The following is a 17,376-nucleotide window of genomic DNA, read 5'->3' on the forward strand; positions in this document are numbered from 1 at the left end:
ATGTGTGTGCAAGTTTATCTTTGTGGCCATTTAAGCTTGCTTTACATGATGTCGTCATCATCATAGTGGCGAGCAACCCGATTGTTGTTGTATTTGGCAACCGATTGACCTAAATTGTCATCAGCGTTGTCAAGCTGAGACTTTTGAGCGGTTTTGGCAAACAAGGGCTTGGCTTGTTTGAGTTTGGATTTTCTGCCCGTAACCGTACTTACAACGTTGTTGGCAACATCTGAGCTATTGATGATTTTGCCATCAGAACCAACCATGTAGCTTTGCTCATCAACCATTACTTCAGCCTTGTGATAACTCTGGCTTTCTTTATGCAGTTTTTTGCGTTGATTGCTACGTCGTGCCTTATTAGTCGCTTTCTTGGCTTGTTCAGCAATTTGTTGCATTTCCTCCCAACCGGTGTAAATCAAACGATTGTTCACAACGCCTTTTGATTTTTTGACCTGCTTACGAATTTGTTCGTATTCCCAAATGCTCATTGCAGGCAAAGACTGGTCAGCATAGGGGATTTTGAAGTAACGTTGAAGACTATCGTCGTAGAACCAAATAGCACTGATGTCTCGTGGGTCTCTTCTAAATATATACTTCTTTTTTTCACCAGTTTTGGCATTGGCTCGATTGATGTGAGCGTTGAGCACAGGGTCATAATAGCGAATACCATCAATGGTCACGCCAGTCACTTGAATCGTTCTGTCAAACATGGGTAGAAAATCCAATGTCAGCGTTAGGTTATCAGTTGGCATGGTTGGCAAGCCTGAGCCTGCCTGATGTCTATCCCCATATATCCCAATTTTCCAGCGATTTGCAGGCGTTTGGTTGGTTGCGCTATGTACGCTTTGGTGATACACCTTAACCACATAGGTCAAGAACCAGTGTTCTAGCTCTCTCATGGTCATACAAGCATGTTTTTCAGAATCATATTCAGCTTTTTCTTGGATGTTGGAAAACGTTGTTCCGCTAAGTTCATGCACTCGTTTCATGATGTGACCAATAAAACGCTCAACATGACCGCCAAATTCTGGTCTTGCCAGTGGGCGATACTCGATTTGGATCCCATAAGCAGCACATGAGCGCTGTAGCGAAAGCGAACGAAAATCTGCACCGTTATCCACATGGATTTTCTTGGGTAAGCCATATACGTCCCAATCCATGTCATGAATGTTGTATTCAGACAATAAATCTTGCTTCGGCAAAATACTGCGGACCAAACACATGCCAACACTGGTCATACTTGGCGCATCCAATGAAATGTAATATCCTGTGAGTATTCTGCTGTAAATATCAATCGCAACCGTGATAAAAGGGCGGCCAATGGGCTGGCGTGACACATCATCCACCACAATAATATCCATAGGTGTATGATCAATCTGTACCACCTCTAAAGGATAGTTAGTGGTTGGAAAGCTACCAGGTTTTGGTGTTGTCAATGCTTTTGCTTTCCTTCTTTGCCCACGAGCCCTAAGTGTTTCTGCCAAATCCAGCTCATCAATTGATTTTCGGATGGCATTGCTGCTTGGCCATTTTGATTCTGGAATGCCCAAACGAGTTGCCTCAAGGTACACTGCATTTACGGTTGCCTCAGCGCTTGGCTTTTGCGGCGTGAGATAAAATTTTTTAATCACAGAGTCAATCAGCGCTTTGATTTCTTTTGAAAGTCGGCGACGACCATTCTGCCAACCTCGCTTTAAGGGAATTAAAGACACGATTGAGTTTGTTGAGCTGTAGTCTCGGAGCCATCGCTGTATGGTTCTTTTATGCACACCTGTCTTTTTTGCGATTTCAACAAGGGTTGGTCTTTGTGAGCGATGTTGGTTAATTAGGGGGTCAATCACCCGGTAGCGCTTAAAGGCCTCTTTCCATTGCTCATCACTGATTTGTGACAGGTCGATAGTAGAGACATCCTCTTGCTGAGTACAAGGCATGAAATCATCCAGGCTAAACACTGATGTTTTAAGGTTTTTAAGTGTCTTAAAAGCCGCCTTATGATTGTCTATGAGCACTAACAAGAGGTGCTCTTCACCCGTTTGCTTATGTCGGTATAATTGACCTTCTTTGAAGCTAATTTGCTCTCGATTTGGTGTATAACCGCCAGTTTCGTTGATTGCTGTAGTTATTTTGCGAGCCATACTTTTGTCTCCCCATGCATGACATCGTAATTCGCAATGTCACAATCTAAGATTCTATTTGCCAAGGCGTGCCAAATGATGCGATAAACATCAAACTTTGTGCCAGTCTCACCAGTGTGTAAAGCGTGAAGTGACCCTTCTAGCGAGCAAGCCAAGTCATTGATTGAAATGGCGTGCGCCTGACTGGTAATACGAGTTACTTTCTCAAGCATAAAAGGCTCAACATGCATGCTCTTAAATCTGAGTAATTGGTTGATATTGGCTAGTGTAAAATCCCGTATCCTGTCTTCATCATATATCCTGAAAGAACAATTGAGTTTGGTGGCAAATGCTTTCATAGCAGCCCATTTACACAACCACTGCTTGTGATGTTTTCGCCATTCTGACTTGGGCTTGACTTCAACAAACATACCGGTTCGACCGTAGGCATTGGGCGTCTGATATGCAACAAAGAAGTCGGGCGTGTAAGGGTGGGTTCTACCATTTTTCTGAAACTCTATTGTGACCGGTTGAGCGCTGATAGTTTTGGTATTAACAAAGAAGCTTTCTCTGATAATAAAATCTCGCTCAAGTGTAGATTCATAGGGAATCAGCTCTCCACAAAAAGGGTAGTAGCCAGTAACGCTCCCGTGATTGGCTTTAAATTTTCGTGCTTGTTTGAATTTCATGTTGTATCCTAAAGTTAATATTAATTTAACTATTATTTAATTATTTTAATAAATAATTAAGATAATTGGAATAGGCAATTCAAGATAACTTACCTTGATGTCTCTATTTTATGGTAATTCACCTACAACTCACCCAACCATCTGACACATTAATCATGGCGAAAGCAAAAAATGACGTTAGGCTAGAAGGCGTTGGTTGCTTGTCATGCAAAATTAGGGAAAAATAAGAAAAATCATTTGGAATGGATTTTTCAAACCCTTTGATTTCAAGGCTTGGCAAGCGGTTTAAATGAATTTAAGAAACGACATTTATTTCGAAAGAAAGGTGACATTTATTTCGGAAATTTGGTGGTTTTTTGGGCGAAATTGAGTAAATTTTTCCCAAAAGATGACATTTATTTCGAAAGAAAGGTGACATTTATTTCGGAAATTAACAATGGCGATGCCTGAAGTGGGGATTGGGCTATTTCCTGATGCGGGTGGTTCATATTTTCTTAAGCAGATGCCAAAGCGGTTGGGCTTGTTTTTGGGCTTGACCGGCGCACGCTTTAATGGTGCAGATGCGATTGCGCTTGGTGTGGCGGATGTGATGATGGCAAGCGATGATTATGGGCGATTGGTTGATGCGCTACAATCAGCGACTTGGGCGGATGATGCGTCCAATCATCAGATGCTAGATGACTTGCTTGACACGCTACACCGCACCGATTTACTTGATGATGGGTGGCTATTGCCACATCAGGCAGTGGCAAATGAGCTTGTAAGTGTCGATAGTCTATTGGCATTTGATAACAAAGTGCAAAGCTATATGACGCAAGATGACTGTGATAACTATATCAAAACAGCACTGACCAATTACCAAAAAGGCTGTCCAACATCAGCAGGGCTGACTTGGCAGATTTATCATCAAGTCGAGAACAAAAGCTTTGATGAAGTGATGGATATGGAGCTGATAGTAGCACTGTATTGCTGTCATTTTGGGGAATTTGCCGAAGGGGTGCGGGCGTTATTGATTGATAAGGATAAAAACCCCAAGTGGCATTATACGGTGGATAGTTTGCCACAGGCGCATCTGGATCGGCATTTTATCGCTTGGTAAGCTTTTACAAAGCAAAAAAAATCACGGCATGAACGCTAATTTATGCCGTGATCAGTGCTTGATAACCCATCATGTAGCTGATTAAAATGATGGATTAAGCAGTGCATTAATAAAATGTAGCATCAAGCGTGGCTCAATGGCAATGGTCGCCACCACGCCAAACACCGCACCAAACAGATGTGCTGAATGGTTGGTCGTACCACCGCCACGGCGATCCGCCCAAATGCTATACGCCACATAAGCAATGGCAAAGACAATCGCAGGAATGGGCAACACCGCAAACAAATAAATCGTCTCCCACGGCGCAAACAAAATAAATGCAAACAGCACCGCCGATACCGCACCAGATGCGCCTAAGCTTGAGTAGCGGGGATTGTCCTTGTGGGTCAGATAAGTAGGAATAATCGCCACAATCACCGCCAATACATAAAACGCCACAAAGCCCAAATTGCCAAAGCGACTGATATAAAACTGCTCAATCACCCGCCCAAAAAAATACAGCGTAAACATATTAAACAATAGATGCATCCCATCGGCATGAATAAATCCATGCGTCAATAGGCGATCGACTTGCCCACGCTTGATGGCAGGTGGCCAAAAAATCAACCGCTCAAATAACGCTCGAGATTGCCAAGCGGCGATACTGATGATGACAGTGATGATGATAATGGCAGTAGTGTGGTTCATATCGTGTGAATTTATTAAAAAAATTGCCGTCAGTATAGCATTATCTGCGTGTTTTGGCTGTGTTTTTGGTCAATTAATTGGCAAATTTGCCATCGAAAAATCAAGCGCTTGATGGCATTTGATAAAATTTGCTCGGCTGTATGATGTTTTTGTAACAATTTGGTGTATTTTTGGTGGTAATGGGGTGATTTTGTTTATCTATTGTTGCAAGCCCTTTTATCTGTCTGCAAAATCGGTCAAAATATACGCAAGTTTTATCGATTGGCGCAAGCCTTATTTTTTACGCTTATTTTTACGATTGCATCGGAGCAACCCATGAATTTATTTGAAAAATTAAACGAATTTGTTACCCCTTATGTCCTTGCGATGACTAAGGATGTGGCAGGTGATAGCCAAACCAAATCAAACATTTTGTCTGTGTTTTATCCACTATTCACCGCTTATCTATCGCAAGGTGATGCGGCTGCCCGTGTTGCCGACGTCTCTGATGAATCAGCAGATTATGGCAAAGCAGTTCTTGATGCAGTCATGCCAAGCGATGTACAACAAGCGATGAGCGCTAAGCTTGCCCAGGAATTTGGCGTATCAAGTGATGCAGTGTCTGCCATTAGCGCATCAGCATCGGCGCATAGCTTTGCAAAAATCGAAGAATTGGCAGGCAGTGCATCGATTGCTCAATTTGCTAAATCAGCATTGACAGGCTTTAATGGCGTATTACCTGCATGGGCAAGCTCACTGCTACCTGCAGGCGTGTTGGCAGGTGGCGCGACTTTGGCAAATGCTGTGGTGAATAAACAAACCGCTGCAGCACCTGTGGCTGCACCAGTTGCCGAAGAAAAAGATGGCTCAGTAGCCCCTGTTGCCGCTGCGGCTGTAGGTGCAACTGCTGCGACAGCTGCTGCTGCGACTACCGCAACTACCGCCACTGCTGCTACACCAAAAGCTGCACCAGCTGCCACCCATGTTGATACTTCAGCACCTGTGGCAAGCGAAGAGAAAAAGGGCGGTTTCTTAAAGAGCCTATTGCCGATTATCGGTTTGTTGATTTTTGCAGGTCTAGCATGGCTACTACTGCGTAGCTGTCAAGACACCCCTGCGCCTGTGGCAGCACCAGTTGCCAAAGAAGCGACCGCAGGTAATGCAGCAACCGCCATCAACCCTGCCGTACTTGGCGTAACGATGGATAGCACAGGTGAGGCTATCGCATCATGTACCGCTCAAGCAGGTTCAGAAGGCTTGGTGGGTAATATCCGTGCCGCTATCGCAGGCGTGTTCACCGCTGATAAGTGTGAGCTAAACACAGCAACCGACCGTGCCGATAGCATGGCAGCCGAACCGCACCTACCAGCACTACTTGGCTTAATCAAAGGCGTGCCAAATGCTACTTTGGGCGTGGCTGACAAAGCCATCCGTTTTGGCGGTGCTGATGATGCGACTGTGGCAAAATTGGTTGAGCAAGCCAAAGGCATCGTGCCTGCTGATTTTGATGTCCAAGCAGGTACAATCGAATCGCTACTAAACCCACAAGCAGCAGATGCTAACGCTAACGCAGCTGCCAACGCTGATGCCGCCCCTGCAACTGTCAATATCGCTATGGATGACACTGGTAATGCCGTACAGTCATGCCGTACCCAAGTAGGTGCTGAAGATGTCGTTACTGGTATCAAATCAGCCCTAAGCACAGCATTTGGCGCTGATGCGTGTCAAGCAGATGTCGCTGCATCACACGCTGCTACGCTACCAGCTGCAGAGCAACTACCTGCCATCCTAGGCGTGATGAAAGGCGTGCCAAATGCGTCTGTGTCAATCGTTGATAAGACCATCCGCTTTAATGCTGCTGATGAAGCAACAGTGGCAAAACTGGTTGAAGCTGCCAAAGCTGCCGTACCTGCCGACTTCACCGTCGAAGCAGAACCAAAGCTTGACGCTGCTGCTGCAACTGCATCAGGCAACGAAGCTGCCAAAAAAGCACTTGAAGCGCTAACTGCAAGCTCAACCGCTGAAGATTTGGTCAAGGCATTGAACCTACAAATCATCAACTTTGCATCAGGCAAGAGCGACATCCCTGCGGATAACAAAGCCATCCTTGATTTGGCAGTCGCAAAAATGGCTGAAATCAAAGATGCAGGCCTACAAATCACAGGTCATACCGACAGCCAAGGCAATGCTGAGATGAACAAAAAACTGTCTGAATCTCGTGCCAATGCCGTGCGTGACTACCTAGTGTCAAAAGGCGTGGATGCATCACGCTTGGCGACTGCTGGCATGGGTCCAGACCAACCAGTAGCAAGCAATGCCACCGAGCAAGGCCGTTTCCAAAACCGTCGTATTGAATTTGCTGTCAAAGGTGCAACTGCGCCAACTGCACAGCCTGAGTCAAAATAAGACGCTCGGCAATTGCCAAAAATCAAACCAAGCGGTATGATATCGCTTGGTTTTTTTGTGGGTTTGATTTGGCTTAAGCGTGTTGCTTAAGTGTGTTGCTTGGCCGGTCTGTGGGTGCGTTTGGGTAGTATGTTTGGGTGGTGATATGGCAAAAGTTGTATTGTTTAATAAACCCTATGGGGTGCATAGCCAATTTCGCAAAGATTATGACGAGATGGCGACTTTGGCGGACTTTATCAAGGATAAGACCTTGCGAGTGGCAGGCAGGCTTGATAAGGATTCTGAAGGCTTGCTGGTACTCACGGATCATGGCGGGCTCAATCACGCCATCACCACACCGCCAACCGCCATCAATGCCAAGTATGATGCCAAGCACGCCAAGACTTATTTGGTACAAGTTGAAAATATCCCGACGGCTGAGCAGTTAGATACCCTGCGTACAGGCGTCATGCTCAAAGACGGCAAAACCTTACCTGCCATCGTCAAGCATCTAGCTGATGATGAGCTACCCATCACGCTATGGGCTCGTATGCCACCGATTCGCACTCGTGCCACAATCCCCACCGCTTGGCTTGCCATCAGTATCGTCGAAGGCAAAAACCGCCAAGTCCGCCGTATGGTGGCGCAAGTGGGCTTGCCATGTCTGCGTCTGATTCGCTATCAAGTGGGGCAGTGGACGTTGGATGATTTGGCAGTGGGTGATTACCGTATGCTAAATGTGCCTGATGATGAACTTAAAAAATTAGGCATCAGCGATGCACCAAGACCTGCTCATTCATCTCATCATCATAAGTCATCAATGCCAGCAAATCGACGCTTAATGGCATCAAAGCCAAAACGCCCACGACCACCGAAATTTGGTGGATGATGGGCGTATAGCGGATGATTTCGTTTAGTATTAGCTTAATAATGTGCCATCACCCAAATGTCAGCCATTGACCACCGTTGCCGCTTAAGCGAACTTCTTGATGAATCGTAGCGGGCACAGTTTCGCTAACGGCAGGTACTTGGCAGATGATGAGCTCATCTCGGCGAAAGGCGTGCACTTGTACCGCTTGCCCTGTGGCTTGCTGATGGGCGATTTGGCGGTGTAGTAGGGCGGTCGTCGCCTTAAGTCCATTGATGGCAATGATGACATCACCAAAGCTTAGACCCGCTAGGCTTGCTTGGCTATCACGGTGTAGGTGTTTGATTTTTAGCCCTGTGGCTTTTTCGTCCACGCTCATGCCCCACGGCTTGGCTTTATCTGTGCTTTCAAGTGTGATACCGACTTTGGCAAGGGCGTCCGATAGTGGCAGCGTATCAGTGCCGATGACATAGGCTTGATAAAATGCTTGCCATGGCGCATCACCCATCATCGATGCGATGACTTGACCAAGCGTATCAGTGCTAATGCCCATAGGCTCACCGCCTGATTGCTCATACAGGGCTTTGACGACATCAAACAGACGATACTTGCCATCACTATGCTCAAGCAGCGCCAAATCCAGTAGCAGGGCAACCAGCGCGCCTTTGTTATAGTAGCTGATGCCTTGATTGGCGGTGTTTTCATCCGCGCGATACAGCTTAATCCAAGTATCAAAGCTTGATTCAGCGACGCTTTGGTGCACTCTGCCGTCGGTTTGTAGATAGCGATTGATTTGGGCGGTGAGTAATTTTAGATAATTTTTCTCATCAATCACCCCCGAGCGTAGCAACATCAAATCATCAAAATACGAAGTAAAACCTTCAAACACCCAAAGCAGCGGCGTATAAGCTTCATTGGTAAGCGGATTATCCACCATCACATCAGGTTTGACGGTCTTGACCCACCATGCATGAAAATACTCATGGCTACACAGCCCCAAGTATCGCTGATAGTCACTGCTTGGCATGGCAGGCTCGGCGATGCTCGGCAAATCGGTGCGTGGACTGACAAGTGCCGTCGAATTGATATGCTCAAGCCCACCATAGTCATTGCCCGTGACCATTGTCATAAAGGTATAATCAGCAAACGGCGTATCACCGAGCCAATCCACATAAGCTTGGCAGATTTTTTGTAGGTCATTTTTTAGTCTGGCTAAATCAGACTGATGGCGACCTGCGATGAATGAGCGATGGCGAACGGTGTGTCCGTGTTGGTCTGTGATAGTAAAGTCAAACACATCCTGCGTGCCAATCTCAAATGGATAATCCAAATAATCAAAAGCAGGCATCGACGCAAAATGATAAGTGATACCATCATCATTTTGCGTGCTTACAGGGAGTAATCCGCAGGCGATGGTGCAGTTTTGGTGTTGATTTATAAAGGTATTTGGGATATGTAAGCTGACAGTCGCAGGACAGTATTTGTCATGATTTAATAATAACAATAATGAGCTAAAATTACCAAAAATCCGCTGACCATCGACAAATGCCGTACGCACGGACAAATCATAACAATACACTTCATAACGCACAGTTACAGCATCACCTGTTTTGGCGTGGTCGAGCCTAAAGGTGTGCTTATCGGCTTTGGTCGCACGATATTCTACGCCATCAATCGTGTAGATAACCTTAGTAATGTTCTTGGCAAATTCACGAATCAAATAACTGCCGGCAATCCAAGTCACCATCGATAACTGTGGTGCATCTGTATCCGCGCTAAACCGCAACTCTACATCGCACAGATGGTCATAATAGCGTGTAAAATCAAGATGATAGTGAATGGTCATGGGTTATTTCCTTAATGTTTTTTGTGATTGATGAATTGGTGAAATATCATAGCAAACTTGGCTGATTTTGCAATCACTGGGCTGAAATTTACAGCTTGTAACGACTTTTTTGTAATCGATGGGCAAATTTGCCAAACTTCTGTTATAATGGCGATAACTTTTTGCCAATTTGGGCGGCTATGGCATTTGGCCTGGACGCTTTTGGCACAATTTTGTAAGGAATCTCTTATGACAACTATCGCAAATGATACCGTTGTAAAATTTAACTACACCCTAACCAACGACAAGGGCGAAACCCTTGACCAATCTCGTGGCGAGCCTTTGGCGTATCTACATGGCCATCACAACATCATTCCAGGTCTTGAAAAAGAAATGACCGGCAAAGCTGCTGGCGACAAATTTAAAGTCACCGTCGCCCCTGAAGAAGCATACGGCGAATACATCGCAGAAGCAGTGCAAGAAGTGCCACGCGCCAATTTCCAGGGTGTGGACAATATCGAAGTGGGTATGCAGTTCCAATCACAAACTGACGATGGTCATGTGATGCTGGTTACTGTCAAAGATGTCAATGATGAAGTGGTCGTGGTTGATGGTAACCATCCGCTTGCAGGTGTTGAGCTGACCTTTGATGTCGAAATCGTCGAAGTGCGTGCTGCCACAGCAGACGAAATCGCACACGGCCATGCGCATGGTGTCGGCGGTCATCACCACTAATAACTAATCCATACAGGATTAACCATCGCTCAAGTCTATGGCTTGGGCGATTTTTTTGTGAGTCATAACAGGTTGAATGTTTGTTAATAAGCAATTAGAAGCTGTTGCCAAGCCATGTCAATTTACAAAAAGTGTATAAGCGTTCACCAAAATTACTTGATTTTTTTTGCATTTGGGTTTAGGCTTGTACACTTAAGATTTTTGACAAACAAGCACAGGCTATGGTTACATTTATCCGCACTCAATACAATCGCAGCAAAAAACTCATCGGCATGACAGGCACTTTGGTGGGTGGCTTTCGTGCCGCCCAAAAAGTGGGCGCTTTTGGCGGTCAAGCATCTCGTGAGAAACTCTCGCCTTATGTTCAAGAATTTTGCCGTCGCATGGCAGGCTCATTTGGGGTGAATGTCGTGCAGGTTGAGCCTGTGCCACAGACGCATGGTCTGTGGGTGAGTAATCATGTGTCATGGCTTGATATTCCTGTGGTCGGCAGTGTGGCGCCGGTGTTTTTCTTGTCCAAAGCAGAAATCGGCGAATGGCCAATCTTTGGTAAGCTTGCCAAGGCGGGCGGGACGCTATTTATCAAGCGTGGCTCGGGCGATACAGGCTCGGTGTCTGACCAGATTACAAGCTTTTTGCAAGGTGGCTCATCGGTGGTATTTTTCCCCGAAGCGACCACCACAGACGGCAAACAAATCAAAAAAATCTATGGCAAACTGCTCAAATCCGCCATTGATACTGGCTTGCCGATTTGTCCACTGGTGATTGCTTATGTGGATAAGGATGGTAAGCTATCTGATGATGCGGCGTATTATGGCGAGCGTTCGATGGCTGATAGCCTAAAAAAAGTCGCCGATTCAAAAGGCATCACCGCTCATGTGCTACCGCTTGCGCCGATTTACCCAGAGAATAAAGACCAACGCACGCTGACCGAAGAGCTACAATCAGCGATGGAAGCAGGGCTTGCCGAGCTACACCGCCGAGTGCTGACAGCTTAAGCTTAATCTGCGGCTATCATAACACAAAACCCAGTTCAATGAACTGGGTTTTGTGTGGACGGTGTGCAAATTATCTTAATTGAACACCGACTTCACCTTTTGGTGTGACCTTAAAGATTTGTACCTTAAACAGTACTTCTTGACCTGCCAAAGGGTGATTAAAATCCACCTTAACTTCATCATCATTGACTTCGCTGATGACGCCCACGAGCGAATTTTTGCCTTTATCGGCAAATTCCATCATCATCCCAACCACAGGATTTGGCTCAGACAGTGCAAACTGCGCACGGGCAAAGGTCTGCACATTATCACTATTCCATTGCCCAAAGGCTTCATCGGCAGGCAGATGTGCCGTGCGAGTATCGCCTGCTTTTAGGTTGATGAGCACCTTTTCAAAACCGGCAAGCAAGCTTTCGTCACCGATGGTTAGGCTGACAGGTTCAGGACGCTCAAAGGTAGAGTCAATGACAGTGCCATTTGGTAGGCTAACTTCAAAATGTAGGCTGACTGTACTGCCGTGTGCGATACGCACTTCTTCGCTGGGTAAAATCGTAGTATTCATAATCCATCACACATCAAAAAAAGTGCTTTAGTTTAGCATAATATCCATTGACATTCACCACCAAAACTTGCAAAATCTAAACAAGTTTCCAAATCACAGGACTGACCATGTTTGGCGAGCTACTCTTGCAGTTTGGCGATTTATCATGCCATCAAAAATCCAACTAAGCTTGCCATTCATAGCTCTAGCAATGCCATCCCCATCAGTGCATGGCAAGCCTATCGTTCAGGCTTACTGACCAATGTACTCAATCCCAAAGTGGCACTGTTTTTCTTGGCGTTTTTTCCGCAGTTTATTGTGGCGACACAAGTGGATAATGCTGCTGCCTATCTGCTACTTGGCGTGGTTTATGCCATAATCTCGGCGGTATGGCTTGTGGCTTTGGCGATGTTGGCAGGCGCGGTATTATCCAAGCTACTCACCAGCCAAAAAGCTAAGCGTTATATGGATATTGGCTCGGGTGCGGTGTTTGTGTTGATGGGTGCAAAAGTTGCGGTGTCGGATTAATGATAGGGTATAAGTGATGAAATTGATTCATAAATTAATAGCAATGGGACTACTTAGCGTGGCGACAGTGGCAATGGCGGATGATGCTAGTCCTGTCTTACAATCAGTGCAAGCATCCCAAACATCCAAACAAGGCAGCGGTCAAATTCGATGGGTGAAAAAGCCCAAGATGTCCACGCTGAATGCATCATCTTTTTCAAGCGACCCTGAGCTGTGCTTTGAAATTGATATACCGCTGTTTCAGCACTGTAATTATGAACTAAGAACTACTGCTAAGATGCTGATTAATCCAGATGGTAGCGTTGCTAAAGCATATGTGAACACTGGTTCAAATGAGTTTGATCACAATATCATTCGAGAGCTTAGACGCTCAAAATTGACACCACATGACAGACAAGACGGGCTGATAGTTCATTATCCAATCGTTTTTAAAATTGATACACAGCAAAGCAAAATTACCAAAGTATGGCAGGTTGAACTCTTGCGTGAAGAATGCAAAAAAGCAAATGATATCAGCCAATGCGATCCTGCCAAGCTTGAAGCAGAGTTTCGACGCTTGGGCGTGGATCAATTATCCAATGAGAGTACATCACAGAATTAATGCGGTGTCGGATGCTAAAAAGGCTTAATTCATCTGATTAAGCCTTTTTTGATTGTCTTATAAGTTTTGTCCAAGTGTGCGTTTCTTTTCTAAGAACAGCATATCATAGACCACAAGCATCATCCCCACGCAGATACCGATATCGGCGATATTAAAAATCGGATAATGCCATACATCAGCATAATGCACATGAATAAAATCAATCACATGACCATGCAATACTCGGTCGATGACATTACCAATCGCACCGCCAAGCACCATTGCAAGCCCTAGACTGAGTACGCTAGCCGATTTTGGTACTTTTCGCAGATAAGCAATGATAAAGCCTGATACGGCAAGCCCTAGAATGGCAAAGAACCATTTTTGCCAACCTGCTTGATCCGCCAAAAAGCTAAAGGCAGCGCCACGATTATACGCCAAAGTCCAGTTGAGCACAGGCTCAATGACGCTCACCGTATCGCCTTCTTCAAAGGCAAATTCAAAATAGTATTTGCTAATCTGGTCAAGAACCAGCACAACGATGGCGATGAGATAGTATCCCATCGCCTTGCTGCCGTTTGGTATTTGATTGGCATTAGGCATAGTGGCGTACCTCGCCATCGCCTAAGTTCTCTACGCAGCGGGTGCACAGCTCAGGGTGTGCGCTGTCTTGACCGACATCGGTGCGGATGTGCCAGCAGCGGACGCATTTTTGACCATCGGCAGGGGTGATGACAGCAGACAGTGCGCTACCCGTGCTGACGGTAGCGTCGCTTGTGATGAATACAAATCGTAGCTCATCGCCAAGCTTCGCCAAAATCTCGGCAGTCTCGGCAGGTGCTGTGATGGCGACTTTGGCAGTCAGGTTACTGCTGATGACCTTGTCGGTGCGAGCATCTTCGATGGCTTTGTTGATGATGTCTTTGGCATCGACGATGGCTTGCCATTCATCGCTTGAGATGTCGGTCATCGCAGGCTGTGGCAGCTCATACCATTCGGCGGTAAAGATATAGCCATCAGTGCCTTTGAGCACTTGCCATGCTTCTTGGGCGGTGAATGACAAAATCGGTGCAATCCAGCGCAGTAGTGCATGAGCAATGTGATACAAGGCAGTCTGTGCCGAACGGCGTGGATGACCGTCTGCACGAGTGGTGTAGGTGCGGTCTTTGATGATATCCAAATAAAATCCGCCCAAATCCTGAGAACAAAAGCCCATCACTGCTTGGCAGACTTGGTGGAAGTCCATATTGGTGTAGGCGCTGATGATTTCGTCTTGGACAGCTTTGGCACGAGTTAGGATAAATTTATCTAGACTGACAAGCTTATCAGCATCGACCAAGTCACTTGCAGGGTCAAAGTCATCGGTATTGGCAAGCAAGAATCGGATGGTGTTGCGGATACGGCGATACATATCGGTCGTACGGTCAAAGCCTTCTTTGCTCACTGCCATCTCATAGCGATAATCCGATGAGCCGACCCATAGGCGCAGGATATCCACGCCAAGCTTATTGGCGATGTCTGATGGCTCAAAGCCTTTGGTATTGCCTTTGGATTTGGACAGTTTATGACCTTTGGCATCGACGGTAAAGCCGTGCGTCAACACTTGCTTGTATGGCGGACGACCATAGATGGATTCGCTGACCAATAGCGATGATTGGAACCAACCACGGTGCTGATCAGAGCCTTCTAGGTATAGATCGGCAGGGTTTGATAATTCATCACGGCTAGCCAATACGGCAAAGTTCGTTGAACCTGAGTCAAACCACACATCAAGCGTGTCGGTGCATTTGTTGTATTCTTGAGCATCAGCACCGATAAACGCTTCGGCACTAGCATCAAACCATGCTTCTACGCCACCTTGTTCGATCAGCTTGGCAACTTCTTCCATCAGCTCAAAAGTGCGTGGGTGCAGCTCGCCTGAGTCCTTGTGAATAAAGAACGGAATCGGCACACCCCAAGTACGCTGACGGCTGATGCACCAGTCAGGGCGACCATTCATCATCGACTCGATGCGGTTTTGACCCCATGCTGGCGTCCAGATGACTTCAGGAATGTCTTTTAAAGCTTGTTCACGCAAGCCTTTGGCTTCCATGCTGATAAACCACTGTGGCGTTGCTCGGAAAATAATCGGTGTCTTATGTCGCCAGCAGTGCGGATAGCTGTGGCGGATTTTGTTGTGTGCCAGTAGATGACCTGTTTGGCTTAGCGTATCGATGATTTTTGGTTGAGCTTTATAGATGTGCTCTCCGACGAATACTTTGGCTTCAGGTAGATAGACACCGTTGCCTGCGACTGGGTTTTCGGTCGGTAGGTTGTACGCACGGCCGACATTATAGTCATCGACACCGTGTGCTGGAGCGGTATGTACAAGACCTGTACCGCTATCAGCTGTGACATGATCGCCTAGGATGATTGGCACTTGACGCTCAGCAATCAATGGGTGCTGGGCTTTTAGGGTGTCAAGCTCGCTACCTTTGACGGTCGTGATGATGGCAACATCTTCCAAAGCGATGGCTTTGGCAAAGTCTTCGACTAGATCTTTGGCGACGATAAAATAACGCTCACCCGATGAGATGATGGCATAGTCAAGCTCGCTGTGTGCACTGATGGCTTGGTTGGCAGGCAACGTCCATGGCGTCGTTGTCCAAATCACTGCTTGTAGGCTGCCTGTGATGTTGGCAGTCTGTGCCAGAGTTTCACGATTGACAATATCAAAGCCAACATAGATGGCGTCAGAAGTTTTGTCTTCGTATTCAACTTCGGCTTCAGCCAGAGCAGAGCCACAGTCCAAGCACCAGTTCACAGGCTTCATGCCACGCACGATATGACCATTGTCATAAATCTTGGCAAGGGCACGCACGGTATCAGCTTCGGTCTGAAAATTCATGGTCAAATAAGGATTGTCCCAATCGCCAAGCACGCCCAGACGCTTAAAATCCGCCATTTGTAGCGCAATTTGGCTTTTGGCGTATTCACGGCAAGCACCACGAAATTCGGTCGATGAGATGATGCGACCGTCTTTTTCTTGACCGACTTTACCAAGCAGACCTTCGACTTTTTGTTCGATTGGCAGGCCATGACAGTCCCAACCGGGCACATATGGCGCATCATAGCCGTCTAGGGTCTTGTATTTGACAATGATGTCTTTTAGGACTTTATTGACCACATGGCCTAGGTGGATTTGACCGTTGGCATACGGTGGGCCATCGTGTAGGGTGTATTTTTTGCGACCTTGACGAGCCTTGCGAATTTGACCATAGACATCGTCTTTTTGCCATTGCTCAAGCCATTGCGGTTCACGCTTGGCAAGATCACCACGCATGGCAAAGGCGGTATCGGCAAGATTTAGGGTGTTTTTATAATCGATTGGCTCGCTCATGAGTATCTCGCTACTGGATAATTTTAATAAACTCCTTATTATAAGCCAAAATGATGCAAGTTACAAAGGATAATGACCCAATCCATTTAAGAAAAAATGTCAAACTCTATACTGAATTTGACATTTGGTTTGATAGTTAATCAATAGGCGCAGAATTCGATATCAAAGTATTTTGGTGTATCTTCATAAGGATGAATCATCACAATATGAGTACCTGAAGAAATAGTATGCCACTCACCATAATCTTGCCCATAATAGGGTAATTCGCTACCATCCGGATTTAGGACGGTGATATCTTGGGCATAAGCCTGTACTTTTAAAATTTGGTTTGCACCCAAGTTTAGACGATATAAATGCGAGCCACTGCTATTATAGCCACAGTATGTACCTGATTCAAATTGTACCGGTACGGAATTTTCATAGATATCGTATGCGCCATCTTCCTCAACAGATGATTCTTCTAATGCTTGCAAATCCGTCAAATCCTCACCATCATCTTGGATTGGCTCTTCAGTCGCATTGCCTGTTTCGTAGGTTGCGCCCTCAAGGCTTGGCGAAGAAGTGGTAGTAGTGCTGGTTGAAGATGATTCTTGGGTGGGTGACACAGTATCTTTTTTACCAATGAAGAAACCTAACGCAACAGCTGCTAAGACGAGTATGCCAATTGCTAAGCCAAATAAAATTAAGGTTGTTGGCGATGTGTTTGATGTATTGGTTGGTTTGGGTTCTGATGGCGTTTGCATAAATAATCCAATGAAATCAATAAGTCAAATCAAAAGAACTTAGTATAGCAGAGAATTTATCGAGTTAAAACATCTGAATTGATGACCAAATTTGAACAATGTGAATTGTAAGTTGTTCTGTGTCAAGTTTTACCTACCAAATTCTCATCAAAACCTACACATTCATCACCCAAATGTAGTACAATAGTGAGATTTTATTCAAATTATTTCACTTTATTGAGCAGTT

General features: G+C 45.8%; 15 protein-coding genes. 7 read left to right on the top strand and 8 right to left on the bottom strand.

Translation table 11 applies throughout. The features are described from left to right. Positions 1-41 precede the first annotated feature (41 nt). Both B0680_RS01835 and B0680_RS01840 read right to left on the bottom strand, forming a co-directional pair. Positions 42-2,135, bottom strand: a complete 2,094-nt coding sequence (locus tag B0680_RS01835) for a Mu transposase C-terminal domain-containing protein (RefSeq protein WP_078253349.1) — start codon at positions 2,133-2,135, stop codon at positions 42-44. Beyond that, on the bottom strand, positions 2,120-2,803 hold the full coding sequence (locus tag B0680_RS01840) for a TnsA endonuclease N-terminal domain-containing protein (RefSeq protein WP_078253350.1): 684 nt from the start codon (positions 2,801-2,803) through the stop codon (positions 2,120-2,122). Before B0680_RS01840 ends, B0680_RS01835 begins: the two co-directional genes overlap by 16 nt. Positions 2,804-3,239: 436 nt before the next feature. On the opposite strand from B0680_RS01840, the gene B0680_RS01845 reads away from it, so the two are divergent. Continuing rightward, on the top strand, positions 3,240-3,902 hold the full coding sequence (locus tag B0680_RS01845; RefSeq protein WP_078253351.1) for an enoyl-CoA hydratase/isomerase family protein: 663 nt from the start codon (positions 3,240-3,242) through the stop codon (positions 3,900-3,902). Positions 3,903-3,983: 81 nt separating this feature from the next. Here the strand turns inward: B0680_RS01845 and B0680_RS01850 are convergent, their stop codons facing one another. Continuing rightward, positions 3,984-4,589: a rhomboid family intramembrane serine protease gene (locus B0680_RS01850; RefSeq protein ID WP_078253352.1), complete on the bottom strand. Its 606-nt coding sequence runs from the start codon at positions 4,587-4,589 to the stop codon at positions 3,984-3,986. 315 nt (positions 4,590-4,904) lie between these two features. On the opposite strand from B0680_RS01850, the gene B0680_RS01855 reads away from it, so the two are divergent. Both B0680_RS01855 and B0680_RS01860 read left to right on the top strand, forming a co-directional pair. Next, positions 4,905-6,974 carry an OmpA family protein gene (locus B0680_RS01855; protein ID WP_143821323.1) on the top strand — a complete coding sequence of 690 codons (2,070 nt, stop codon included), beginning with the start codon at positions 4,905-4,907 and terminating at the stop codon, positions 6,972-6,974. Positions 6,975-7,119: 145 nt separating this feature from the next. After that, complete coding sequence (locus tag B0680_RS01860) at positions 7,120-7,842, top strand: pseudouridine synthase (protein ID WP_078253354.1); 723 nt, start codon at positions 7,120-7,122, stop codon at positions 7,840-7,842. A 49-nt stretch (positions 7,843-7,891) separates the two neighbouring features. Here B0680_RS01860 and B0680_RS01865 read toward each other — a convergent pair whose 3' ends face one another. Further along, positions 7,892-9,667, bottom strand: a complete 1,776-nt coding sequence (locus tag B0680_RS01865) for a M61 family metallopeptidase (protein WP_078253355.1) — start codon at positions 9,665-9,667, stop codon at positions 7,892-7,894. A gap of 228 nt (positions 9,668-9,895) precedes the next feature. Here B0680_RS01865 and B0680_RS01870 point away from each other — a divergent pair, with 228 nt between their 5' ends. Then, the gene (locus B0680_RS01870) at positions 9,896-10,381 is read left to right on the top strand and encodes an FKBP-type peptidyl-prolyl cis-trans isomerase (RefSeq protein WP_078253356.1); all 486 of its coding nucleotides are present in this window, start codon (positions 9,896-9,898) and stop codon (positions 10,379-10,381) included. A 221-nt stretch (positions 10,382-10,602) separates the two neighbouring features. Beyond that, the gene (locus tag B0680_RS01875; protein ID WP_078253357.1) at positions 10,603-11,379 is read left to right on the top strand and encodes a lysophospholipid acyltransferase family protein; all 777 of its coding nucleotides are present in this window, start codon (positions 10,603-10,605) and stop codon (positions 11,377-11,379) included. 70 nt (positions 11,380-11,449) lie between these two features. Here the strand turns inward: B0680_RS01875 and B0680_RS01880 are convergent, their stop codons facing one another. Continuing rightward, positions 11,450-11,941, bottom strand: a complete 492-nt coding sequence (locus B0680_RS01880; RefSeq protein ID WP_078253358.1) for an FKBP-type peptidyl-prolyl cis-trans isomerase — start codon at positions 11,939-11,941, stop codon at positions 11,450-11,452. 111 nt (positions 11,942-12,052) lie between these two features. Between B0680_RS01880 and B0680_RS01885 the strand changes: the two genes are divergently transcribed. Then, positions 12,053-12,448 carry a LysE family translocator gene (locus B0680_RS01885; RefSeq protein WP_078253359.1) on the top strand — a complete coding sequence of 132 codons (396 nt, stop codon included), beginning with the start codon at positions 12,053-12,055 and terminating at the stop codon, positions 12,446-12,448. 16 nt (positions 12,449-12,464) lie between these two features. Beyond that, positions 12,465-13,049 (top strand): hypothetical protein, encoded by a 585-nt coding sequence (locus B0680_RS01890; RefSeq protein ID WP_143821324.1) that lies wholly within the window; start codon positions 12,465-12,467, stop codon positions 13,047-13,049. A 57-nt stretch (positions 13,050-13,106) separates the two neighbouring features. On the opposite strand, the gene lspA is transcribed toward B0680_RS01890, so the two are convergent. The 3 genes from lspA to B0680_RS01905 form a co-directional block, all read right to left on the bottom strand. Next, entirely contained in the window at positions 13,107-13,631 is a 525-nt protein-coding gene (gene lspA, locus B0680_RS01895; protein WP_078253361.1) for a signal peptidase II, read from the bottom strand. Next, entirely contained in the window at positions 13,624-16,407 is a 2,784-nt protein-coding gene (gene ileS / locus B0680_RS01900; protein WP_078253362.1) for an isoleucine--tRNA ligase, read from the bottom strand. Before ileS ends, lspA begins: the two co-directional genes overlap by 8 nt. Positions 16,408-16,547: 140 nt before the next feature. Continuing rightward, positions 16,548-17,150: a hypothetical protein gene (locus tag B0680_RS01905; protein WP_078253363.1), complete on the bottom strand. Its 603-nt coding sequence runs from the start codon at positions 17,148-17,150 to the stop codon at positions 16,548-16,550. Between the last annotated feature and the right edge of the window lie 226 nt (positions 17,151-17,376).

The sequence above is a fragment of the Moraxella pluranimalium genome (assembly GCF_002014825.1).
Classification (GTDB): Bacteria; Pseudomonadota; Gammaproteobacteria; order Pseudomonadales; family Moraxellaceae; genus Moraxella; species Moraxella pluranimalium.